Below are 23,796 nucleotides of genomic sequence, written 5' to 3'. Positions count from 1 at the left end.
CAAAAAAATCCGCGCTGAAACAACACGGATTGGACTCATTATAACAGGTATCCCTAAGGATCTGGTAATATCCGTTGTTCTTAACTAATTCCGAAGCTTTCAAATCCCACCCGTAATACAAAAATTGGGCAGAGAAATAGTAAGTACATGAAAACCCCTTTTTATGGAATTGGATTAGTAAAGAACAGCTCTAGACAATAAAATCTCTCCTTAGTGAATTACCCTTATTATACCAAGGCCAATTTTATCTGCTGACCTTTCACTTGTTACAAAAGCGTTTTCCCAGGTCCTCCGATTTTGACTATATTTTGATACCATTCATCCGGAAAGTAACCATCTGGGATTGCACATCGAATGTAGCCTCCGACCTTTAAATATCTAAAAACATAACTTAGCTGCTTGAACTCCTTCAGCGTAATATGCAACAATAATTTTCATTAATGTGATTAGAATACTCGTTATTGAGTGATAACCCTACAGGCCTTTTCCGCCTAGGGCACGCAGTTTAATAGGCTCCGCTCCGACAATCAACGGTCGGCCGCGTTGTATCGACGCCAGTACCTCTTCGTTCTTAAGACTGGCTGCATGAGCATCTGCATCTTTCCACACTTCGGTCACATACACCGCATTCGGGTCGTCGTCTGACACATTGACTATATACAAATAGCAGTCAGTATTCGACTTCAACAGATCGGCCGCTTCTAGCAAGATGCCTGCAAGAGCATCCCTTTGCCCTGGAAGTGCCATCAACTTTCCATACATAGCAAAATGGTTCATGATCCTCATCCTACCCTCGAGTGAAATTTGACTTCATCTTATCATAATGTTCCGCAATGTCAGCGTAATTTCAGCAAGTTTCTCCACAAACGCTAAAAAATAGTCGGTACCATTCCTCCATCCATACGGATTGGAGAACCTTTAAATGCAGATGCATAAGGGCTACATACAAATGTAGCTAGTCTTCCTATTTCAATAGGCTTGATAAATCGCTGTATTTCAGATTGAGGCAGGTTTGTAACCATAAAATCTTTCTCTTTTTCTGAAAAAGTCATATCTTCATGAGGATACATACTCTCAATTATTTGGTGCACATTCTCAGAGAGCGTTGGTCCCGGCATGATCGTATTGACTGTAACTTCTGTTCCTATTGTTAATTTAGATAAGCTTTTTGACAATGACAACAACATAGATTTTGTCATACCATACTGAGGCATTTGTCCTGAAGGCATAATTGCTTCTTCACTCGCAATAAAAATAAGGCGACCATAATCATTTTTCAACATTTTAGGTAAATAAAATTTTGATAATCCATTTGCAGCAAGAACGTTAGTGCGGAAGTATTTTTCCCATACTTCATCGTCTACGTCCACATATTGCATAATTTCATAAATACCCATATTGTTAACTAAAATATCAATTTCGGGGCATTTTTCAAATAAGGCTTCTCTTTGTCCAATATCCACAATATCGGCTGTAGCATTTTGAGGGGAGGTAGCTGGGAAATCTGACTTAATTTCATTTACAGTTCGTTCTACCTCTTCATAATTTCGTCCATTAATTAGTACATTAACACCTTCTTTGGCTAGTTCAATGGCAATTGCTTTACCTATGCCTTTCGTTGATCCTGTAACTAAAGCTGTTTTATATTTTAATCCCATATCCATAATACACTTCTCCTTTTTTAAAACAATTGTGCTCCGGATAGTGATTATATTATCTTGTCTGGATTGTCCAGTAACTAGCATATTGCGCCAAAGTTCTTGTTTAACACGCCAAATGACAAAACTCATTAGGCAGTCCTAGCGTGCTCCTGATATCGAGTTTGTACCTAAATGTTCAGTCCGCCAATTTGAAGGCGTATCCCCCTCCCATTGGCGGAAGGCGCGGTAAAACGAGTTTTGATCTTCGTACCCAATCAGGAATGCTACCTCTTTAATATCGAGCGAGGGGTCTGCCAAGTACTCTCGTGCCTGCTCATGTCTAGCTTTTGTCAATAGAATCTTGAAGCTCGTATTTTCGTCAGTAAGACGGCGCTGCAAGGTACGATCGCTCATACTGAGCTCCTTCGCCACAGCCTGAATGTCGGGGCGCCCTCTTGTAAGGCTGCGTTTCATGATCCATTTGACCATCTCGGTAATTGAACGGCTGCGCTGCTGTTCATCCAACGATCGGTCCAGAACAGGAGTCAAGATTTCCAGCAACTCTTCGTTGTACGAGACAAAGGGGCGGTCCAGGTCTCTTCGATGTAGCGTCAATCGGTTACATTTTGCACCAATCCGGATACGACAGCCGAAATAAGCTTCAAGGGCTTGTATATCGCCCATGTAGTGCGAAAATTCAACAAGCTGCGCTTTCAAAGGTTGACCTGTGCCCCGGCGCCCAATCTCCAGAAGACAAGCCAGCGTGCTACCAACCAGCATCGGCGGACCAGACTGCTCGGGAGATAGCCACTCCAGATCAATTGTACAGTGCTCGCCCTCCTCCGTGATATGTAGGTTTTCCGGGGGACACAGTTGTTTGTACCGAGCCATTCGGTTTAGAGCGTCGCGATAGTCCCGAGCGTGGTAAGTCGCTAAGACAGTCGGTGGGTACTTTGCTGTATCAAAGACGGTCACAAGTCTGATGATTCCTTGGGCTGTGTCACCAATGAGATCAGAATATGCCTGCCAGATCGCGAAATATTGGGCGGTGGTGACTACTGGTTCAGTAATAATGGTGATCGGCAGTCGTGCTTTGCGTGCTACGTCGTGGGCGCCAAACCCTAACTGACATAATCCTGCCCACAATCCTGGCGGGAATTTAATACGCTCAGAGGTATGAGACTTCATATATATGGGCCTCCTTTATATACTTACATATTCATTGGTTTTGGTTGCGATGAGGTCCCTCTTAAGTACACATAAGAATACTCTTAAGTACGTTAAGGTGTCTACATTAATGTAATAAGCTGTGGAAAATGTTACATCATATTGTTATCTGGGCTACTTTCAATCAATGATGAGTGATTTGGCGAATTACTTAATCATGATAAAATTCTGTTAATGCATGAACGACTCATTCTCAACACCAAAAAACACACCCATATGTTTATGAGTGTGTTTTTAAAACCCCAAATCACCGACACTCCTAGGAATGTCATTCCCTTAATACTGATTATTCTAGCTCTTTCATGGATTATTTTATGTTTTCATGGAAGATTTAGAGTGAAATGTGTTGATTTAAGGAGGAAATAGCGGATTTAATTTTTATGTAAAAAGCAACTTAAAAATGATCAAGCCATAGAATTCGGTTGTGGAGCGATACCCGCTTGAGTTTTATGGTGGGCAAAACTATTTTGCTCACCATTTCAAAGGTTTACTGATTACTTAAATGCATCCCAAAATTTCATTAAATAAATCTGTTTGTTTCTCTCCAGATTCCTATATATCTCTCTTATGATGGATCGAAAAATAGAGCAGATCTAAATAGTTCTTCGAATCACGCTTTTGGTTGCTGCCGCCTCAAAAATCGTCTCAATCAGCACCAATACACGGTGTACTTCTTCATTTTTGATCGCAATCTCCGCTTTTCCTTCGATGGTGGAGACAAAATTCTCATAAAAGCTTTCTGCAGCAGCAGGTATTTTCTCAATCGGGAACTTAAGGGTGGATTCCTCAGACGGCGGCGCCATCGTTTTCGTCAATCCTTGACCTGCTTGAATCGGCTTGGGTTCCACGTGAGCAACATCTGGATTTCGGGTGACGATCTCTCCGCTCAAATCCCAATCTCGAATCACTGCGGTTCCTTCGGTTCCTTTAATATACCAGCGTGGCAGCTTTACGTAATTGGTTGTACCCACTTCAATGACTGCTGTCAGGCCGTCCTTGAACTCAATAAAGCTGGCAAAGCCGTCATCCACTTCAGTCCCCAAAATATAGCTTAGGGTAGCAGCTACGCTTTCTATTTTGCTGTCCGTAATCTGAAGCAGCTGGTCCAACAGATGTACTCCCCAATCCAGTAGCATTCCTCCTCCATACGCCTTTAGTTGCCGCCAGTCACCTGGAATGCCATTAGCTCCCTGAACTCGCGATTCCAGCTGGAAGAGCTCGCCCACGGTCTTATTGCCAATTATATCTTTGATAATTCGGAAGTCTTCATCCCATCGACGGTTCTGATGTACCGTAAACACACGATTTTCTTTCTTTGCCACCTCAACAATATCCAAGAAATCCGCGCTCGTTATCGTAACCGGTTTTTCGCAAATGACATGCTTTCCGGCTTGTAGCGCCTGGATCGCGATTTCCTTATGAACATCATTAGGTGTTGCTATCAAAACAATATCGACGGCCTCATCGGCCAGAACGGCGTCCAGGCTCGCGTAGGTTTTATAGCCGGCAGCCGCAGCCAGTTCCATCCGGTAATCGACAATATCATATACACCGCCAACGGCAAGTTGCTGATTAGATTCGATCAATTGAACATGGTAGCTTCCCATGCCTCCATAACCGATGATGACTACATTGTATATACGATTGTCCATTTTCATCTTCCTCCACTCCTGATTTAAGCCCACCGCCTATCAAGTGGGTGCTCATGTCAATAAATTTTAATGTCCTCGTAACTCACCCTTAACTTCGTCGGATAGCTCTATCATACAAATCTCATGAAAAGCTTTCCTCCTCATTTCTTGCTGTTTTATTCCCGAATATTGTCCTGCGGTATTTCAATGGTGATGTTCCTGTCGCTTCCTTAAAGAGATGATGAAACGTCTTTACACTACTGAACCCTGCCGCCTCTGCGACCTCAGTAATCGGATTGTTTTCATTCAACAAGATCCATTTTGCCTTATTTAGTCTGTAATCATTCAAAAATGCTACAAAGGTCATCCCCGTATTCTTCTTAAACAGCCTGGCGAAATAATAAGGACTGAACCCCATATAATCAGCGACATTCTTCAGCGAGATGGTTTCATGATAATGACATTCCACATACTCAAAAATACGTTCCAGTTTATAAAGAGTGTCCTTGGATTGTGTTAAGGTTCTTTCTGAGAGTTCAGGAAGCCTTGGGGTTATGCTTCTCGGCACTTCACGCATAATAAGAGTCAACATCTCAAACACCTTGGCTTTGATCATATAAGCATGGCCTTCGTGTCGGTTGACGTTCTCATCATAAATGCTTTGAATCAGAGGAAGCATTTTAGCTGCTGTTTCTTCTGGCCAGTTCCAGCTTGATTGCTCCATCTCCGTAAATATATATCTTAGAGGGCGTTTCTGATCACTTAATGTGGAAACCTCTTGAAAAAAGCTCAGATCAAATTGAATAACCACCCGTTCGCTGTCGGGAGAGGCCAAGAAATAATGAACATCACCCCCATTTATAAACTGAACTTCACCTTGTTTCATGCGTATCGAAATATCGTTAATTCCCAGATCCAAGGTTCCCTGGGTCACATAAATAATTTCAATTTCTTTATGCCAATGAGGATAGCAAAGCACGTCGCCTTTATTAATAAAACTCCGGAAAGGAAAATGTCGGTCAAGCTCCGGGATTTCTAAATAAAAATTCATTTTGGTAGACTCCTTTTGCAGTAAAGTTCAAAAAGCCGTGCACATGACTAATGATAATTATGCTGCACTGCATTCCTTTCTTCCCTTCTTCATGCTTCTCCTTCTCAACTAGCGAATAAAATTCCCTCTCCCTTTTGAATTGTAAGCGTTTAACATTCGTTTTTCTACCCTATCAATCATAGTTGCTATGAAGTAAAGCAACTGTTAGGCATCTTTACTAGGTATCCTTACTAACATTATTGCAAACTCAAAGTTATGACTTAATTATGAGCCGTTTGGCGTTCGAGAACAATTTGGACTGATCTTATTCCCTCCTGCCGCTTGCAGTTTCTTTAGATAAAGGTTTCACCTTAACTGGATTAAACATAATTGAAGTTAAATACGTGTAAAATTGTCAAATTAATTTTTTACATTTTCTATATAAAAATATATATACATTTCCAATGTGATGGTATATTCTAGTAAAAAAAATACTCATATAAAAAATATGACCTACTGGAGGGACAGGCCTTGAAGAGACTATTCGCTTTAAGTTGTGCTTTCTATCTGTTAATCGGCGTCACCAGTGTGGTGCTTGGGGCATTACTGCCGACTTTACTATCTCACTATGGACGGGGGTACAGCGATGGTGGATTACTGCTGTTCCTGCAGTTTTTCGGATTTCTTGTCGGTGTTCTGCTCACCCCCTTCATGGCTCTGCATCTGGGTCGCAAGTCCATGTTATCCATAGCCCTGGGTAGTATCGTGGCAGCGTGCATTATCTTGGGTGTACTACCCTCATGGAATTGGGTCATCGCAATGGCCATCTGGGTTGGTTTCGGCTCAGGCATCATTGAATCGTCCATCGGAGCGTTTACCATTGAGTTCACGGAGGAGCAAAAAGCCGTGGCCATGTCTAAGCTGGATGTCTATTTTGCACTTGGTGCACTGCTTATTCCGGCGATCGTTAGCCTGTATATCTGGCTTGGAATGTGGAATCTAACCTTTTACACCATCTCCCTTCTCACTTTTGTCTTAGCGCTGTTGTGGCTTACCATGCCTACATCCGCCTCCTCTCACCTTACCCAAGCAGACATCCGAACTACTGAACGTTCAGTTGAACAAGCCCGTTACTCTGGACAGCATCGTGTATTGCTAGGAATCTTCATTATATTCTTCTTTGTTTATATGGGTCTTGAACTGGGGCTCATGAACTTCCTACCTTCTATTCTGACAGAGACGCTACATCTTCAAGGATCCGTAGCCTCGCTGGGTGTCAGCGTGCTTTGGATTGCAATGATCATTGGTCGTATGTTCTCAGGAAGGATTGCAGAGTCAGCAGGATATATTCCTTACCTGCTGTGGAGTGCAATCGGTACTTTCTGTTTCCTAGTTGCCATGGTGTTTATATCCAGCCAATGGGCTACATACCTTATAATTTTCGGTGCAGGTCTATTCATGTCTGGACTCTTCTGTATCGCGCTTGTCTATGCCAACGTGCTGATTCCAGGAATGACCGAGCGGACGACCAGCATTCTGATTGCGTCGGGCGGAATTGGCGGCTCGGTGCTTCAATATGTAATTGGCTGGAGCATGAGCGAATGGCCAGTGGCGGCTAGCCTCTGGATTTTAGGAGGGTTTACTCTGATTTTGCTGCTGGCACTTATTCTCACGCATCTGTGGAATGATCGGGGCAGCCGAGTCGTTGACTCTCTTGTCCATCAGGGCAAGGAAGGATGATATTGTTTTAGTTCTTAGGGGAGGTGAGGCCTATCGCAGAAGCACCGGATTATGCTCCCTTGTCCATGAGGGCAAGGAAGGTGGATTTCTTATTTTGGGGAGGTGAGTTCAGCCTCGTTATGCTCTGATAGGGTGGTAGACTTTATAAAGATGACTTAATAAGAATGTATATTCTGATATGGAGGGGAAATATCGTGCATACGTTGACCAAAGAACGTTTCAGATATGGTAAAGGCATTACTCTAATTGACGATTCGGGTAAGGAGTATTTGGATGGCGTATCCGGCACCTTCAACTTGTCGCTCGGTTATAACCACCCTCATGTCGTAAGCAAAGTACAGGAGCAAGTCGGCAATCTTGCACACATGTCTTCTACTTTTACAGAGCCTTATGTCGAAGAAGTCCTAGATCATCTAATCCAGTATGCCCCGAACGGCATAGACGCCGGATGGATGAGAGATATTACCGGCTCCACAGCGAACGAATGTGCTGTGAAGCTGGCCCAAAAATACACCGGAGCAACCGATATCATCAGTCTGCATCTATCACATCATGGACAAACCCAGTTTGCAACAGGCATTTCCGGTAATGCCTTTCGTCGCAAGAATTTCCCTAACTCAGTTGCAGCAAATTCTCTGCATGTGCCTGCCCCCTACTGTTATCGCTGTCCTTTTAATTCTTCACCAGACAAGTGTGGTCATCATTGTATTGACGCTATATCGGACGCCATTGAGTATGGAAGCTCAGGGTCTGTGGCCTGCATGATTATTGAACCCATTCTGGGCAACGGAGGTAATATCATCCCGCCTGCAGGATATTTCAAGCGCCTCCGTCAGCTATGCGACGAGCATAGGATGATTCTGATTGCAGACGAAGTGCAGACCGGAATCGGGCGGACAGGTTACATGTTCGCAAGTGAACTGTTTGACATCCAACCGGATATTATTACTCTCGCTAAGGGTCTGGGTGGTATTGGAGTCCCGGTTGCGGCGGTATTGATGCAGTCTCGTCTCGATGTCCTGGAGAAGCACGAACATTCCTTTACTTCGGGCAGCAATCTGATCTCGGTCACGGCAGCCAAATCCACATTGGAGGTTGTAACCGAGCCCGGTTTTCTGGAAGCCGTCCGGTCCAAAGGAAGCCTGCTCGGATCCCTACTGACGGAGATGGCCGACAAGTATGATTGCATTGGTGAGGCTCGTGGCGTCGGACTGATGTGGGGACTGGAAATTGTAGACGAGGACGATGCCCCGGATGCAGTGAAAAGCAACGGGATTATCGATCGCGCATTTGAGGAACAACAATTAATTCTGAGAGGTTCCCGTTACGGTTATGGGAATGTGGTCAAAGTCAGACCTTCCCTCACGGCTACCGAAGATGAGATTGCCGAAATTGTTAAACGGCTTGACGCCGTTCTTGCTACCCTTCACTAACGATCTGCCCAATAAGCAAAAGGAGGAATTATACATGCTCGCACTTGTATATAAATCAGCTTGGGATGTCGCACTTGAGGAAAGACCTATCCCGGAGATAAAAAAAGATAACGATGTACTCGTCCGGATTCGGGCGACTGGCGTATGCGGTACGGATCTAGGTATCATCAGTGGCAAATATCATGCCGTGCCTTCTACGATTTTGGGGCACGAATCAGCGGGGGATGTGATCGCTGTAGGACCAGCCGTCAGTTCACTGCAGCCTGGAGACCGAGTGGTGATTGATCCAACTTACTACTGCGGCCAATGCGAAATGTGCCGGACAGGAAGACAAAATCATTGCACACACAAATCCGTAACAGAGACCGGAGTCAGCGCAGACGGTACGTTCACCGATTATTATGTGACTGAGGACCGTTTTTTGTACAAGTTGAAGGACCATATCAGCTACGAAGAAGCGACGCTGACCGAGCCGCTGAGCTGTATGCTGACCGGAATCAACCAGATTAACCTGCTGCCGAACTTCACAACCGTTATTATAGGCGCAGGTCCGATCGGGATTCTGTACAGCTATGCTCTTGCTTCGAAAGGCGTAACTGGTTGCCTTGTTGACATCTCGGAGGAACGGCTCGCCATAGCGGATTCTATTGCCCCCGAACGGTGGTCCGCGCACGCCACACTGGAATCGGCCATTCATAAGCTGGCTCCGTTAAAAAATCAGGTGGACATGATTGTGGACACCACAGGAGTGGTCGGCACTGAGGTGCTAAGCCAGCTTGCGAGCGGCGGGTATTTGATGCTGGTGGGGCTGAGAGATGGGATAAGCTCGTTTAATCCGAAAGAGGTAGTTGACCGTAGCCTTAAAATCATCGGTTCGATTGATTCTCTGGGCACGTTCTCCACGGCGCATTACCTGATTGAGCAGCAAATCATTCCCGCCAAAAAAATCATTACCCACTCGTATCCGCTGGATGACTACCATGAAGCCTTTAAGACGCTTGGATGCAATATCAGCGAGCGGACACTTCAGCCCTCGTCTCAGGCGATCAAGATTGTGCTGCAATCTAGTGGCTCCGACAACTAAATTTAGCTACTAACAAGGGGGAGAATGGACATGACGAGCATCCATCATGTTACACCGACGAATAATGAATGCACAGGAGACCTATCCGCGTCCGTTCCAGTCAAAGCGGTCATTTTCGACATGGACGGGGTGTTAGTAGACAGCGAACCGATCTACTTTGAGGTCGAACGCAGCTCCTTTGCCCATTTCGGTGCGCCCATGACGGAAGAAGAGCATCACACCTATGTCGGAGTGACACTCGAATCCATGTGGCGTCAAGTGCTGGACAGGCATCAGCTCACCAATACGGTGGAAGAGGCCTTGTCCTATCACCGAAAAAATGTGATGCAGACAATGATTGCACACGAGGGCCTTGCGGCGATCGATGGACTGGAGCGGTGGCTGGACTGGCTGCAAGAGAAAGGGATTCCGGTCGCGGTGGCCTCTTCCTCTCCGCGGGCGCTGATTGATCTCATTATGGAAAAGACAGGACTTGGCCGTTACTTTGACATTCGAATCACCGGTGAAGAGGTACTGCAGGGTAAGCCGGCACCGGACATCTTCTTATACGCCGCCGAGCAGCTAGGCATTGCACCAGCCCATTGCATCGTTATTGAGGATTCACATAACGGGGTCCAGGCAGCCAAAAGTGCAGGAATGTACTGTATCGGCTTCCATAACCCCGGCTCCGGCCGGCAGGATCTGTCCAGAGCTGATCGCTGTATTCTCAGCTATGACGATCTGTGGGCGATCAAAGAGAATTTGCCGTTTGATGAGCAGTTGCTTGCCAAGAGCAAGAGTCGAAACATACCGGAAGGCATACCCCCTTTATAATCATATGGAATCGTCCGATCTTTACTATGATTGAGGGTATTAAATAATGCCCCTTGGAATATACACTGGAGAATGTCATTTTTCCTTCCCTGTGTGTACTCTAAGGGGCGTGCTTTACGTCAAATCGGTATAGTTAGAACACGTACGTTTCCGGTTCAATAGAAAAAAGGGGTGCTGTTAACACCCCAAACTGGATTCAACGATATATGTCCTGCTTCATCTGAACGGTAATTTTGCGTATATTCAGCTCTTTCTGTCTTCTTCGGTAATCAGAGAACTGTAAGCCGGAATTTTAACTGTTCCTTTCTTCACCTTCACATCCTTTGAGGTGGAGAAGACCACTTTCCATTTACCCTTATCGGGATCTTTCATCTGCAAGGTAACCGGCTCTCCAGACAGGTTATGATATACATACAGTGCTTCTTTGCCTGAAGTACGTTTAAATGCGGTCACGCTGGCAGAGCCTGCTTGTATAGGTTGCAGACTGTCGCTGCGTAAAGCTTCATGTTTTTCCCTCAGACGGATGAGTGTGCGATAGCTTTCCAGCAGGGAATCATCGTCTCTCAGCTGCGCTTCCACTGATACCTCGCCTTTGTTGTATTTGGGTTTCTCCCATGTCGTTTGACCAGGGCCCTCTCCCTTGTACCAGCGCATAGGCTCACGAAGAAACTCATCAGGCTTCTCTCCCTTCATACCAATTTCTTCGCCATAATAGAGGAACGGCTGACCCGGAAGCGTTAAAAGAATGGAAGCGGCCAGCTTGGCTTTTCGCACATCCCCGCCTAGCTCGCTCATGACACGAGTCTGGTCATGGTTGCTCAGGAACGGAGCATCGAGTGCCGCCTTATTATATGATTTGTACAGTTGCAGCGTTTTCTCGGCGAATGCCGCGATACCCTGATCTCGGCCGTTTTTCACGGACTTCAAAATCGTTCCGCCCAGGTCAAAATTAAACAAGGAGTGGAGCTGTCCGTAATAAGGAGCTATGGTCTCCGGTTTGTCCCATACCTCTCCTGCCAGATATACATTTGGATTTACCTTCTCCATCTCGGAACGAAATTCACTCCACCAGGCAATGTTCTTATCCGCACCATCTTTCGTCTGTCCTCTAAAAATATGCATCGCCGCGTCAAGTCGGAACCCGTCTGCACCTTGCTGCAGCCAATACTTGCCGACTTTGATCATTTCTTTGCGGACTTCGGGATTGTCAAAGTTCAGATCCGGCATGCCCGACCAGAACGTACTGTAGAAATACCCTTCGCCATTCGGATTCTTATGCCATACCTGCTGACCCCACGAGCCCTTTTCTTCCAAATCTGTGTTCTCATCCGCCCATACGTAATAGTCGTGGAATTTGCTTTGCGGGTTGGCACTGGCCTCCTTGAACCATGGATGCTCGCTGCTTGAATGATTGATAACAAGGTCCATGATCACCTTAACGCCCTTTCGGTCCGCTGCTTTCATCAAGGTGCGGAAATCATTTAGACTCCCATACTGTGGGTCCACCTGATAGTAATCAGTTGCATCATATTTATGGTAGCTTGGAGATGGATTTAGGGGCATAAGCCAGAGGCCGCTGACCTGCAAATCCCTACCCGAATGGGGTTTTCCATCGTTTAAGTAATCAAGCTTTTGTGTGATTCCTTTCAAATCACCATGTCCGTCTCCATTCGAATCATAAAAAGAATTGATATAAATTTCATAAAATACGCCGCTTCCAGTAGAAACCGGAGGCTTATGTCCGTTCGATTCCTGCTCTGCCATTGCGCTTGAAGCGAACATCGTGAGCATAGGCACCGTTAACATGGCGGTGGACAATCTTCTTAAGCGTTTGTTACGTGTCAAAACAAATCAGCTCCTTTGATTGTTATGGGTGCGCTTTCATTATAAATAGAAACAATCCAAAAAAAGGGGATATTTATTATCTATTATGGTGGAAAATATCGATCTTATTGTTTTATCTCTGTATTGAGCGAAAAGAGGAGCAGACTCTATGTCTACTCCTCTTTTCATCCAATCAGTTCAAGAAATATATCTCAATTTAATACGTTGGGAAGCTCTGTGAAGCGAAGACTTCACTGCATTCTCACTCTTGTTTAAAATTCTAGCCGTTTCCTTTATGGAGTATCCTTGGACTAATCGCAATTCAAGTACCGTTCTTTGCTCGGTATTACTTGCCATCAAGAGAATTTGATTGACCTCCTCCTGAATTTCAAAATCAAGGATATCCCAGTGATAGTGGAGCAGCCCCTTACGTAAAATGTATTCCTCCATCTTTTTTCGTTTTCTGATTAAATCTATAGCTAAATTTTTGGCAATTCTCAAAAGGTAAAACCGAATACGATCTTGGGGCAAGTCAGGCGAAGCTCTTATAAACCGAATAAAACACTCATGCAACAAATCTTCAGCATCCTGTTTGTTATGCAATATCCTCAATAGATAGCCAAAGAGGTCTGATTTGCAAGATAAATATAGATCCTCCAGATCTTTAACATCCATATTATTGCGTATCCCTTCTGCTTTGATTGAAATCGGTACGTTACTTGATAGTCTTAAATTCATATCCCTGTTTTTTTAAATATCTTATGATTTCAGGCAAGGCTTTGGCTGTCTCTTCCTTCCCATAAGTGTCATGCATGAGTACCACTGCTTTTTCTCTAGTCCCAATATTTCTCATGAATTCACTAATTAATTGCTCAGCATTCTTACGTGCACCCTCTGCATCTTTAGGTAACACATTCCAGTCAATCTGATGGTAATCCTTATCCTGTAGTGCTTTGTCCAGTACTTCCATACCATCGGGATCATTTCTCTGCCATGTCATGTGGCCGCCTGGAAATCGAATCGCTCTTGTGGAAAAATTCTGCCCCAATATTTGCTTTAAAACTTGATTTGTTTTTTCAATATCATTCATAAAACTGCTCGAATTCACAGTCTGATTCGGATACAAATAACTGTAGTCATGTGAGTAGGTATGATTTCCGATCGCATGTCCTTCCTTAACCAATCTTTTTGTTATTTTTTTAGTCACTTCATTTTCCTCTACTGCTTTTCCTACCACAAAAAACGTTGCTTTCACACTTTCTTTTTTAAGAATATCTAATATTTTAGGCGTTACGGTAACCGATGGACCATCATCAAAAGATAAATAGACTACTTTTTTACCGTCGATCCCCTCAGGTCGCTGCCCTTGCATTTGCTGATTTAAGTACTTTTCAACAAATGCTGCATCTTCAACACCCGAAACATTTTGTAGAGAAGATTCGCTCCCTTTGGATTTGTTATTTAGTTTGTCGGTTGATACTGATTCTATTTTTTCTGCATATTCAATCGTTTTTACTGGCTGTGGTTTACTACTGAAGATGTCAAAGAGTTTTATAATCATTAGAACCATACAAATGAGAATAATAAACAGTAGTCTTCTTCTCTTCCTCTTCATTCGATGAGCTCTGGTTCTATTTTGCACATAGCTTTTTTCCATAGTATATATTCCTCCAAAAATCTAGAAGCAGTTCACGTTTTATGTTGCGACCATGTGCCCATTCAATTATTCGTATCTCAATGCATCTATTGGTTTTAATCTTGCTGCTTTATAAGCCGGATATACCCCAAATAGAATGCCTGTACCTGCAGAGCTAAGAAACGAATATAGGATCGGCGAGATTGTAAATTCAATGGTCATGTGTGCTGTTGCTTCGATTATTTTGGAGGCGCCTACGCCTGTAACAACCCCGAGCATCCCCCCTAGCAGACCAAAAATGACCGCTTCGGACAGGAATTGAATCATAATATCTCTTGGCTTGGCACCAATAGCTTTTCGAATACCAATTTCTTTCGTGCGCTCTATAACCGACACCATCATAATATTCATAATTCCGATTCCCCCTACCACAAGCGAGATCGCAGCTACACCTCCCAGCAAGCTGGTCATAATATTATCTACACCGGATGCTGCACCTGCTGCTTCGGACAGACTCATTACTTGAAATTGATCCGGTTCCGAAGGTTTTAGCTGATGCGTCACACGCAAGCTTTCCAATATGTCTGATTGAGCCTGACCCATCAAGCCTGGTGACTTGGCGGATACCTCCAGACCAGTAATGCTTTTCTCACCCAGACGGTTCATCATGGTTGTAGCCGGGATGTAGATTTGATCATTCGTACTGTAGCTTAAATTCGTAACAGGCTGAGAATTCAATACTCCGATTACTTTGAAAGGGATCTGTTTGATTTGAAACGTTCGTCCCAATACGCCTTTGGTATCTCCACCAAAAAGACGCACAACCGCTTGGCTTTCCAGAATGGCAACATTCCTACGTTTATCCATCTCATCGTTGGTAAATGTTCTGCCCTCGGCAAAGGAAAACTTTTTGGCCTTATAAAATGAAGCAGATGTCCCTACAATGGTTGCATTATAGTTATATCGCCCCCATGCAGCTTTTGAACTGCTTGAAATACGGGGCATCATTGCTGCAATCGAACTCTTTTGTTCCAATGCCTCGACATCTGTCCACGTAAATGAGGGCAAGGTATCCTGATTTATTTCTTCCTCAGTCATTGGCATGACGGGAGCAACCAAAAGTACGTTATTCCCTAACTTATTGATTTCCTCCTTAATACTGGCCTTTGAGCCATTCCCGATGGCCATAATGGCAATCACCGCTGCCACCCCGATAATAATACCGAGTATCGTTAAAAATGAGCGCATCTTGTTGGTAGTTAAGCTGTTCATCGATACACGGATCGTTTCCATCAGATTCATAGACTTACCACCCTTGATGAAATTCGTCTATTTGCAATAGGCTCATCTCGCTCAATGTTACCATCCCGAAAGCTGATCAATCGTTTGGCATATTCCGCTATTTCCAGTTCATGAGTAACCAGGACAATGGTTTTTCCTTGCTCATTCAAGCCTTGAAACAGCTCCATAATCTCGATGCTCGTCTTCGTGTCCAGTGCACCCGTAGGCTCATCTGCCAGCAGAATGACCGGATGATTCACCAAAGCTCGGGCGATGGAAACCCGCTGCTGCTGACCGCCAGAAAGCTCGTTAGGCTTGTTATACATCCGTTCTGCAAGACCCACCATCCGAAGCGCCTCTATAGCTCTTTCCCGACGCTCCTTGGCAGGAACACCTGCATACATCATAGGCAGCTCCACATTTGCTAAAGCTGTAGTACGAGGAAGCAGATAGAATTTCTGAAACACAAATCCTAGCTTCTGATTTCTAATCTCTGAAAGTTCGTTCTCACGAGCATCCAATATGGAGTAACCATCCAGATAGTATTTACCGGTATCCGGATGATCCAGGCAACCAATAACATTCATCATGGTGGACTTGCCTGAACCAGAGGGTCCCATGATAGCAACAAATTCACCTTCGTTAATAGATAAGTTCACACTTCGTAGAGCCTGAATCTCCTGACCGCCTACTTCATACCTTTTTTTCAAATCTTTAATTTCAATCACGGTTTTAATGGATTGAGTTTCACTCATTGTGTCTGCCCCCCTCCACTGCCATTCGGGTCAGCACTGCTGTTCTGAGGAGGAATAACAATGGTTTCACCTTCCTTGACACCGGACTTGATTTCGGCCTGATCCGCTGTATAAACACCCAGTTTCACGGGTCTAAACTCATAATCGGCCGGATTCGCTGTGTTCTTCGCCACATATACTCCATCCACACCGCCTTCAGACCTCAAGGCAAACAATGGCACAGACAGCGTATTTTTGTGTTCGGCTAACAGTAGGGATACATCCATGTTCATCCCCGGTTGCAATCTTATGTTTTGGCTATTCAAAGACAATTCAATTTTGTATGTAGTCACATTGGATTCCGTCACCGGCTCTGGAGAAACAAAACGTACTTCGCCTTTAAATGTTTTGTCCGGGAATGAATTCGAGTGCATTGTCGCCTGAAGTCCAGTCTTCAATTTAGCAATATCACTTTCATTAACCTTGGCAAGAACCTTCATAACCCCTGTGTTGGAGTTATTCATGACAATAAAGGGTGCAGTAGGACTAGTCCCCACATCGCCATTGACTTTCAAAATGATCCCATCCCACGGCGCCGTAACCTGTAATTTACTCAGAACACTTTTCTTCTGCTCTAATGCCGTCTCAGCCTGCAATAAAGAAGCTTGTGCAGATTGGATGTTGGAAGCTTCAGGCGGGGACTGTGCAGCCTTTAATTGTATTAATGCTGTTTTATAGCCCATTTCCGCCTCTTCGATCGCCTCAGTTTGCTTGGTCTGTGCCTTCTTGTACTGCAGCTCCGCATTACTCATGTCCAGTTTTGCCTTATCCAGATTTTGCTTGGCTGTCGCCAGGTCACTTTCTGCAGCCGCATCATTCTGAACCAGATAAGCCTGGTCATCATAATCCTTTTGGGCTTTATCTAAAGTCACCTTGGCTGCCTCCTTTTGTGCCGTGGCTTCCTCTAATTCCATCGCGTTCTTGGCTGTTTTAATCGCCATCTGTGCCTTTAAGACATTTGCTTTCTGTAGCTCGATATCATTCGTTTTGGGTCCGCGCTTGGCTTCTTCCAGCTTGGCTCTTGCAATCGCGACATTGGATTCGGCATCCTTAATTTGCAGCCTAGCGTCCGAATCATCTAATCGTGCTAGAACCTGACCTGCTTTAACGCTATCCCCTGCTTTGACATTGACAGCGATGAGCTTGGCACCCTCGACATTTGTAAAATTAATATTTACTTCCTTGGAAGCCTGAACGGTTCCGGTCACGGCAAGCGACTCGGTTATGTTAGCTTTCTGTACCTGTACCACCTGGTTCGCCGGAGCTTCCACAGGCTTTCCCTGACCCCTTTTCATGTAGAGCGTACCACCAATCCCTACAATAATGAGCAAGGCCAGAATACTTATGATTCCTTTCATTCTTCTTTTTTTTCTTAACACTTGTAGTGAATCTTTCTTTTCTGTTTCCGACAATGTTATATCCCCTTAAAATGTATTTTTTCTAAATTTTATACGCTCCACGGCTTGTTTAAAGCATGTTGCAGCAGCGTCATTTGGACAACGAGTTCATCCATATTCCGTTCAATTTGCTTTACTTTCAACTGATTTGTAGCGACCTCCGTGCCCGTAGCAAATCCACGGTCCTTTCTTTTGCGAGAAATGTCCAACACTTTATTAAGGTTCTGTAGATTACTTCGCATTTGCTCATATTGTTCTTCATTTTGCTGTAAGTTAAAGTACATACTCTTCAGTGTTTCTGCTAGTTGATCCTTGGTATTTTCCAGTCCACCTTCTGCTGAATCTACATCAATCTGCTTAATTTCATAGTCATCCGTTCCCGAATTCCACGTGTAATATTTAATTTCCATTTTTGCTAGCTTGACTGCCTCTTCCTGTCTCCATACTGAAGGACTCGCTGAGATGGCACGCGACACTAGCGTATCCAGATTCGTGTTATCCATTTTCCGGTAAACGGGTCTGTCCACCAGTTCATATAAATTTCCTTGTGACTGTCCCATTTGTGTATTAAGCGAATCCTGCGCTTTTTGCAGTGCAGCTTTAGCAATGTCTACATTCTTTTGAGCCTCTATACGAGTCTGAATAATCGTACTTCGATCACCTGGAGAAATTTTTCCACGGTTGGCCTTCGCTTCAGCAGCTTTTTCCTCCAATAGCGCAAGCGAAAGTGCATCCTCACTACTCTTTACTTTGTTATCAGCCAGAAGTACGTCATAATAATTCTTCATTGCAGTGTAATCTGTCTGATCTTGGGCAAGTTCGATTTGCTTTTTGGATTCCAAATAAGAAACTGTCGATGAAGCATACCCCTTCCATGCTGAACTACTAGCCGCATCTTCTTCACCGTTGCCTTGACCTGCCGGAATGAAGTCCAGATTCTTGCCTGCATTTTTTAGCATAATCCGGTTGCGATCTATCGTCTGCTGGGCTTCCTTCAAGCTAAAACTATTGGATTGTGCCCACTGCTGGGCTTGACTCAGTGTTAATTTCACACTTGCTTTGGTAACCTGCTGCTGCGCCTCCTCTGCTTGAACAAAGGACTCTGATAAAGAACTGGCCGACAAGGCGAGCAGCAATAAAATGAACATACGTTTTTTCATAGATATCCCCACTTTAAAAATATGGTAACGACTAAGGTCGGTTCTTAAATAAGTTGTTATATGAATTATGTGTTTTCTTCTGTATCCCACTTGAGACCTTACCTTCTATTCGGTGCACATTCCAGAAAGGAGGAACACCGTCCTGCCCTTCTGCAACTTTTTACACACAACGTACCGTTCCTTATAGTATCTTTAAATCTAATTGACGAAGATACAGAGAACGTACAATAAGAAAGGAAAGAAATTGGATGGCCCAGAAGCACAGCATAATCTGAATCAGCGTAAGATGAACGGGTACTCCATATATTACAGATGGTTCTGACATCACTAAACAAAGCACCATTCCCATAGACGATACGACTAATGGCAGAAGAAACAGGAATGCAATTTGTCTGGAAGCCGATTGTCTCATTTCCCTTGAGTTTAGTCCAATTTTCGATAAAGCTCGGTATATTTCTTCATCTCGCTGAAGATCTACATATAGTCTGAAATACAGCAGGCTTACTGTACTTGCCAACATAATAATGGCGATAAATCCGCCAATAAATTCACTAATAACCAGATCCATCTCCGATGTCAAATAGTCTACGGCCCTAGAGTTAAGCACCCCTTTATTCACCCTATTGGCCAACACAGAATACAACCATACCTCTTGTTGAGTTTCAGAAGTTTCTAAGGAAAGCTGGCCATTCTTCCATTTTGGCACAAAATAATAAGTAGATTTAAATGCCAACGGATCATTGAAATACCGATGTTCAATTAAATAGTCGTAAGTTCGATCAGTAACAACAAGTAGCCTTCCTAGTTCAGAGACGATATTTCCATCAAACTTCAGGTTATGATCTATCGTCTTAGTATCCATAATCTCAAGATTCATCATATGAGATTTCCCTTGCTTGTAAGTTAGCTTTTTTTCAAAAAGGGTTTTCTTTTCTTCGAGAGGCATCTCGTTTGGATCGATAATGAAAAAACCTTGATTCTCCCGAAGCGTAGGTACCTGTTTTAGCTTCTTAAACTTGGAAGCAAGTGCTTCATAGTTGGATTGTTTCATCACTGGCGCAATCTGTTCCCGAAAAGGGAAGACTAATACTTCACCTTTTCCATAATCCACCCCAGCCGTATACAGATTTTGGTCAATCTCTTTTTCAAGCTCGTTAGAACTTACAACATCAGAAGTAAATGCAAATGAATAAGATTGCTCCCTAAGAAATCTTTTTTGCTGTTGCATGGAGTCAAAAGTTGATGCGGCTCCTACACAGGAAATGATAGAAATGAGGGTAATCAATGAAAAAAGCCCGGCATTATTCCTCATTTTATATGTGATCTCAGATAACCATAACAAACGCGATCCGCTCCAAGACCATTTCCTGTTAGCTCTAAGCAATTGAATGAATAGTACACATGATTGAGTATAAAATAAGTAAATACCCAGAGATCCCATTATAATTGTATATTTAAAGGTGTCTCCAACCGAATAGTGCAATATATAAAAGGAAAGGGTCCCTAAACGATAAGGTGCCAGATAAATGTAGGGTGAAAAATCAAGCTTCATTAAATATACAGCCGCTCCGATTAATACTACGGCAAGAATGGACAGACTCCATGAAGCTTTAGGCTCTTTGTTGAGCTGAGGAGCCTTGCTAAAAAGCTGCTGTAGTTTAAAACGTCGGATAAAGAAAACAGACACAAGTGAGATCAATATAAACAAAAACATAAATCCAATTCCTGTAAAGGCAAGTGCTTTCCAGGGAAAATAAAATCTTAAATACATTCCTATGACATTGGAACCCATAAGCAGGAAAAACTTCGCTGAAACAAATCCTCCGATCATCCCGGTCACCAATGATAAAAAGCCTATAATTAGATTTTCAAAAGCTACCAAAAAATAAATTTGCCTATGACTTGCTCCTAAAATGGTGAGTATACCAAATTCTTTCTTACGTGCAGCAACAAAGATATTATTTGTGTATAATACGAAAAAAAAGGAAAATACAAAAATCAATAGATCGGCAACCTGTAATCCCTTTTTTACATTAGCTGCTGTGATTACATTCGAGACATCCGGGTGAAAAATAAATACCGCATATACGAAAAAAATCGTAATCATCAAGGAGCTGCTTAAATAATAAGGAACGTAAGCACGCGCATTGCGTTTGAGATTATTCCATGCTAACAGACGAAAGCTCATGTGCATGTCTAATTCCCCCCAAAAAGGAGAGCATATCTATGATTTCCTGAAAAAATATTTGCTGACTATGACTACGACGGATTTCATTATATAACTCACCATCTTTAATAAAAATTACCCGGTCGCAATAGCTAGCTTCCAAGGCGCCGTGTGTTACCAGCACAATTGTAGAATAGTCTACACGGTGGACAAGGCTCAGCATTTCCATTACAACACGCGAAGACTTGGAATCGAGATTTCCGGTTGGTTCATCTGCAAGCAGGAGCGAAGGAGAATGAATCATAGCCCTGCCTATGGCTGCACGTTGTTTTTGTCCCCCCGATACCTCATAAGGCCGTTTGTCCAAAACATCTGTAATATCCAGTTTTTTCGCTACCTCTTCCAGTTTGTGCTCCATTTCCTTTAACCCTTTTTTATTCAGCATCAGAGGAAACAGTATGTTTTCTCCCAAAGTGAGGGTTTCCAGCAAATTATAATCTTGAAATACAAGGCCCAGTTCTTTGCGGCGAAATAAAGCCAGCTTATCCTTCTTGAGCAGATGTGGATTTTCTCCTTTAATGCTAACCTCGCCAGAAGTCGGCATATCAATGGTCGAAATCATATTTAATAATGTAGTCTTCCCACTACCAGACGGCCCCATAATACCAACAAACTCGCCTTGTTTGATCGTTAAATGGATATTGTTAAGAGCTCGGTAGGGAACCTTGCCATAGTATATTTTGGTAACTTGATCCATTCGTACAATCTCCATCGTTCATTCCTTTCTTTTCCTATGCTATGATCATAATCCATCCAGATAAGTGAAGCGACCGATTAACATTACAAAAACCTTAAATGTGTTGTAAGGTTTCTCATTTGCCAATGGAAAACAGGATTTGAACCGTCGTCCCTTTACCAACCGTCGATTTCAATTGAATATCATGATTCAGTCTTTTGCAGATTTCAGACACCAAATAGAGTCCCATCCCGGTTGATTCACGATACTTCCGCCCATTTTCACCTGTGTAATAAGCCTCAAATACCCGTTCTATGTCTTTTTTAGGGATACCAATCCCCTCATCCTTTACTTCCAACACAATGACATGCTCTCTTACGTCAGACATCAGCTTCAGACTGCGGGCATGACCTGAAGAGTACTTTACCGCATTGGTCACCAATTGGTTAATTATAAATCTTAGCCATTTGGCATCGGTAATCACACTCAACTGCTCGTCCACTTCATTGGAAGGATAAATTTCGTTGCGGATCAATAATCTTTTGTTATCATAAATCACATCACTAACTAGCTTTCGTAATACAACAGGCTCCACATGAAAGTCAGGTTCAAAGGATTCCAATCGTGACATATACAAAATCATGTCCAGTCCTTTTCCCATTCGATCAATCTCATCGTGAATCTGATCCGATTCGGGGTCTATTCTTCCTTTGAGAATTAAATGAATAACAGAAAGAGGAGTTTTCATCTGATGAACCCACTGATTGATAAACGTAATATGATCGCGCTGCTGATGCTCTAACTGATGAATTCGGGACTGATACAATCGATAATATTGCAAAAGCAAATGTTGTAAAGAAGCGGCTAACGGATTAAGTACCTTCATCTGAATAAGCTCATCTAAATCTTTAATGTTTGTAGTGGATAATATGCGATATAAACCAGAATACATAACGAACCGGAACAGCAAATAGACCCCCAATAGGATGGACCCAAAAAAGACGGAATATAGGGCCGTCGACCAGTTACGGTAACCATCCATCCAATAGATACTTAACACAAGAAAAAGTTGGATGATATTAAAAATGACCAGCGAAAAATGGTCGCGCCAAAAAAGCTTCACCGTTCTTCCTCCTCAGTCAAGTGAAGCCGATAGCCAGCCCCTCGAACCGTCTCTATGATATCCCCTAGTCCCAGCTCGCTCAGTTTTTTGCGGACACGTGTGACATAAACATTCAGTGTGTTCTCCCCTACATATTGGTCATCATCCCATAAAGCCTCTAAGATATGAACTCGCCCTACAACCTGCTTAGGATATGTCATCAATAGCTCCAGGAGGGCCGCTTCTTTATGACTCATCTCTACCTGCTTGTCATGGTATACAAGTTCCATAATGTCGGGATACAAAGTCAAGCCTGACACCGTTAAGGATCGTGATGGTGGAGCAACGGCATAGGAACCATAGGCACGCCGTAAATTACTTTCTACTTTGGCCAGTAGTACTTCGGGATAAAATGGTTTCGTAATGTAATCATCTGCTCCGTTTTGCAAAGCAATGACCTGATCCATTTTATCATCACGTGCAGACACAAAAAGGATGGGGCATGTAGACTGAGTCCGTATTTGCCTGCACCAATAAAATCCATCAAAACGAGGTAGATTCACATCAAGTAGTACCAAATCAGGCTTTACCTCTTCAAAGATAGCCAGAACTTGATCAAAATTTGAAACAATAATTCCTTGATAACCATATTTCTCAAGATAGGATTGGAGCAAGGAGCTGATTTGAGGGTCATCCTCTACTATTAATATCTTCTGCATCGTGTTTTCTACCTTCTTAGTGCTTGAATTTTTAACAACTGATTTCTCTATATAATGCCTTTATTTGATCGTTCAAGCAATAACAACAATCTAACCCCCTTTGGTTGTAGATGATTAGGAGTTTTTCATGGTGGTGTATATTGAATCCCGAATTATATACATGGTGCCGAGCACCAGAGTGATTAACAATATAATTATAATAACGATAACTGTGACTGTTATAATAGTTCTTTTACGATTTTTTAATGTTTCATGGAAACTTTGCTTTGGATCTTTCAAAGTCTGCTTCACTTCTTTCCTTGCCTAGCTGTTTACCAGCATAACAGCTTCTACATAACGAACAACAGTTTAAACTTACAAAAACCTTTATTTTACTGTAAGG

The 23,796-nt window shown here is 43.2% G+C and carries 20 protein-coding genes; 4 read left to right on the top strand and 16 right to left on the bottom strand.

The window, feature by feature from the left end:
- Positions 1–474: 474 nt before the first annotated feature.
- From MHH57_RS11965 to MHH57_RS11945, 5 genes are all read right to left on the bottom strand, one after another.
- Complete coding sequence (locus MHH57_RS11965; RefSeq protein WP_029518474.1) at positions 475–777, bottom strand: putative quinol monooxygenase; 303 nt, start codon at positions 775–777, stop codon at positions 475–477.
- Between the two features lie 92 nt (positions 778–869).
- Positions 870–1,664, bottom strand: coding sequence for an SDR family oxidoreductase (locus tag MHH57_RS11960; RefSeq protein WP_069011331.1), 795 nt, complete (start codon positions 1,662–1,664; stop codon positions 870–872).
- A gap of 135 nt (positions 1,665–1,799) precedes the next feature.
- Positions 1,800–2,828 carry an AraC family transcriptional regulator gene (locus MHH57_RS11955; RefSeq protein WP_069011330.1) on the bottom strand — a complete coding sequence of 343 codons (1,029 nt, stop codon included), beginning with the start codon at positions 2,826–2,828 and terminating at the stop codon, positions 1,800–1,802.
- Between the two features lie 632 nt (positions 2,829–3,460).
- Complete coding sequence (locus MHH57_RS11950) at positions 3,461–4,525, bottom strand: Gfo/Idh/MocA family oxidoreductase (RefSeq protein WP_039275006.1); 1,065 nt, start codon at positions 4,523–4,525, stop codon at positions 3,461–3,463.
- A gap of 115 nt (positions 4,526–4,640) precedes the next feature.
- Entirely contained in the window at positions 4,641–5,549 is a 909-nt protein-coding gene (locus tag MHH57_RS11945; protein ID WP_029518478.1) for an AraC family transcriptional regulator, read from the bottom strand.
- A 510-nt stretch (positions 5,550–6,059) separates the two neighbouring features.
- Here MHH57_RS11945 and MHH57_RS11940 point away from each other — a divergent pair.
- The 4 genes from MHH57_RS11940 to MHH57_RS11925 all read left to right on the top strand — a co-directional run bounded on the left by MHH57_RS11940 (position 6,060) and on the right by MHH57_RS11925 (position 10,598).
- The gene (locus MHH57_RS11940; protein WP_069011329.1) at positions 6,060–7,268 is read left to right on the top strand and encodes an MFS transporter; all 1,209 of its coding nucleotides are present in this window, start codon (positions 6,060–6,062) and stop codon (positions 7,266–7,268) included.
- Positions 7,269–7,462: 194 nt separating this feature from the next.
- Entirely contained in the window at positions 7,463–8,701 is a 1,239-nt protein-coding gene (locus tag MHH57_RS11935; protein WP_069011327.1) for an aspartate aminotransferase family protein, read from the top strand.
- A gap of 34 nt (positions 8,702–8,735) precedes the next feature.
- Positions 8,736–9,785: a 2-amino-2-deoxy-D-mannitol dehydrogenase GutB1 gene (gutB1, locus tag MHH57_RS11930; protein ID WP_029518481.1), complete on the top strand. Its 1,050-nt coding sequence runs from the start codon at positions 8,736–8,738 to the stop codon at positions 9,783–9,785.
- A gap of 30 nt (positions 9,786–9,815) precedes the next feature.
- Positions 9,816–10,598 carry an HAD family phosphatase gene (locus MHH57_RS11925; protein WP_029518482.1) on the top strand — a complete coding sequence of 261 codons (783 nt, stop codon included), beginning with the start codon at positions 9,816–9,818 and terminating at the stop codon, positions 10,596–10,598.
- A gap of 243 nt (positions 10,599–10,841) precedes the next feature.
- On the opposite strand, the gene MHH57_RS11920 is transcribed toward MHH57_RS11925, so the two are convergent.
- The 11 genes from MHH57_RS11920 to MHH57_RS11870 form a co-directional block, all read right to left on the bottom strand.
- Entirely contained in the window at positions 10,842–12,443 is a 1,602-nt protein-coding gene (locus tag MHH57_RS11920; protein ID WP_069011325.1) for an alpha-amylase family glycosyl hydrolase, read from the bottom strand.
- 177 nt (positions 12,444–12,620) lie between these two features.
- On the bottom strand, positions 12,621–13,097 hold the full coding sequence (locus MHH57_RS11915) for an RNA polymerase sigma factor (protein ID WP_029518484.1): 477 nt from the start codon (positions 13,095–13,097) through the stop codon (positions 12,621–12,623).
- Positions 13,098–13,137: 40 nt separating this feature from the next.
- On the bottom strand, positions 13,138–14,079 hold the full coding sequence (locus tag MHH57_RS11910) for a polysaccharide deacetylase family protein (RefSeq protein ID WP_342435116.1): 942 nt from the start codon (positions 14,077–14,079) through the stop codon (positions 13,138–13,140).
- Between the two features lie 66 nt (positions 14,080–14,145).
- Positions 14,146–15,360, bottom strand: coding sequence for an ABC transporter permease (locus MHH57_RS11905; RefSeq protein ID WP_069011322.1), 1,215 nt, complete (start codon positions 15,358–15,360; stop codon positions 14,146–14,148).
- Positions 15,357–16,094, bottom strand: a complete 738-nt coding sequence (locus tag MHH57_RS11900; RefSeq protein WP_208332515.1) for an ABC transporter ATP-binding protein — start codon at positions 16,092–16,094, stop codon at positions 15,357–15,359. The genes MHH57_RS11905 and MHH57_RS11900 overlap by 4 nt, the downstream gene beginning before the upstream one ends.
- Positions 16,091–17,545, bottom strand: a complete 1,455-nt coding sequence (locus MHH57_RS11895) for an efflux RND transporter periplasmic adaptor subunit (protein WP_069011321.1) — start codon at positions 17,543–17,545, stop codon at positions 16,091–16,093. The genes MHH57_RS11900 and MHH57_RS11895 overlap by 4 nt, the downstream gene beginning before the upstream one ends.
- A 35-nt stretch (positions 17,546–17,580) precedes the next feature.
- Positions 17,581–18,690 carry a TolC family protein gene (locus MHH57_RS11890; RefSeq protein WP_342435115.1) on the bottom strand — a complete coding sequence of 370 codons (1,110 nt, stop codon included), beginning with the start codon at positions 18,688–18,690 and terminating at the stop codon, positions 17,581–17,583.
- A 181-nt stretch (positions 18,691–18,871) separates the two neighbouring features.
- Positions 18,872–20,884, bottom strand: a complete 2,013-nt coding sequence (locus MHH57_RS11885; protein WP_029518490.1) for an ABC transporter permease — start codon at positions 20,882–20,884, stop codon at positions 18,872–18,874.
- Positions 20,850–21,629, bottom strand: a complete 780-nt coding sequence (locus MHH57_RS11880; protein WP_342435114.1) for an ABC transporter ATP-binding protein — start codon at positions 21,627–21,629, stop codon at positions 20,850–20,852. Before MHH57_RS11880 ends, MHH57_RS11885 begins: the two co-directional genes overlap by 35 nt.
- A gap of 100 nt (positions 21,630–21,729) precedes the next feature.
- Positions 21,730–22,716, bottom strand: coding sequence for a sensor histidine kinase (locus tag MHH57_RS11875; protein WP_209950342.1), 987 nt, complete (start codon positions 22,714–22,716; stop codon positions 21,730–21,732).
- Positions 22,713–23,414 carry a response regulator transcription factor gene (locus MHH57_RS11870; RefSeq protein WP_069011312.1) on the bottom strand — a complete coding sequence of 234 codons (702 nt, stop codon included), beginning with the start codon at positions 23,412–23,414 and terminating at the stop codon, positions 22,713–22,715. The genes MHH57_RS11875 and MHH57_RS11870 overlap by 4 nt, the downstream gene beginning before the upstream one ends.
- Between the last annotated feature and the right edge of the window lie 382 nt (positions 23,415–23,796).

It is taken from the genome of Paenibacillus sp. FSL H7-0442 (assembly GCF_038593105.1).
GTDB lineage: Bacteria > Bacillota > Bacilli > Paenibacillales > Paenibacillaceae > Paenibacillus > Paenibacillus polymyxa_D.
This window is presented reverse-complemented; position numbering and strand designations above follow the sequence as displayed.

What these genes read in the sequence shown, in the direction of transcription:
- MHH57_RS11965 (WP_029518474.1), bottom strand. Translation starts at nt 777, where the DNA reads ATGAACCATTTTGCTATGTATGGAAAGTTGATGGCACTTCCAGGGCAA.
- MHH57_RS11955 (WP_069011330.1), bottom strand. Translation starts at nt 2,828, where the DNA reads ATGAAGTCTCATACCTCTGAGCGTATTAAATTCCCGCCAGGATTGTGG.
- MHH57_RS11960 (WP_069011331.1), bottom strand. Translation starts at nt 1,664, where the DNA reads ATGGATATGGGATTAAAATATAAAACAGCTTTAGTTACAGGATCAACG.
- MHH57_RS11880 (WP_342435114.1), bottom strand. Translation starts at nt 21,629, where the DNA reads ATGGAGATTGTACGAATGGATCAAGTTACCAAAATATACTATGGCAAG.
- MHH57_RS11905 (WP_069011322.1), bottom strand. Translation starts at nt 15,360, where the DNA reads ATGAATCTGATGGAAACGATCCGTGTATCGATGAACAGCTTAACTACC.
- MHH57_RS11900 (WP_208332515.1), bottom strand. Translation starts at nt 16,094, where the DNA reads ATGAGTGAAACTCAATCCATTAAAACCGTGATTGAAATTAAAGATTTG.
- MHH57_RS11925 (WP_029518482.1), top strand. Translation starts at nt 9,816, where the DNA reads ATGACGAGCATCCATCATGTTACACCGACGAATAATGAATGCACAGGA.
- MHH57_RS11910 (WP_342435116.1), bottom strand. Translation starts at nt 14,079, where the DNA reads ATGGAAAAAAGCTATGTGCAAAATAGAACCAGAGCTCATCGAATGAAG.
- gutB1 (WP_029518481.1), top strand. Translation starts at nt 8,736, where the DNA reads ATGCTCGCACTTGTATATAAATCAGCTTGGGATGTCGCACTTGAGGAA.
- MHH57_RS11950 (WP_039275006.1), bottom strand. Translation starts at nt 4,525, where the DNA reads ATGAAAATGGACAATCGTATATACAATGTAGTCATCATCGGTTATGGA.
- MHH57_RS11870 (WP_069011312.1), bottom strand. Translation starts at nt 23,414, where the DNA reads ATGCAGAAGATATTAATAGTAGAGGATGACCCTCAAATCAGCTCCTTG.
- MHH57_RS11890 (WP_342435115.1), bottom strand. Translation starts at nt 18,690, where the DNA reads ATGAAAAAACGTATGTTCATTTTATTGCTGCTCGCCTTGTCGGCCAGT.
- MHH57_RS11945 (WP_029518478.1), bottom strand. Translation starts at nt 5,549, where the DNA reads ATGAATTTTTATTTAGAAATCCCGGAGCTTGACCGACATTTTCCTTTC.
- MHH57_RS11915 (WP_029518484.1), bottom strand. Translation starts at nt 13,097, where the DNA reads ATGGATGTTAAAGATCTGGAGGATCTATATTTATCTTGCAAATCAGAC.
- MHH57_RS11885 (WP_029518490.1), bottom strand. Translation starts at nt 20,884, where the DNA reads ATGCACATGAGCTTTCGTCTGTTAGCATGGAATAATCTCAAACGCAAT.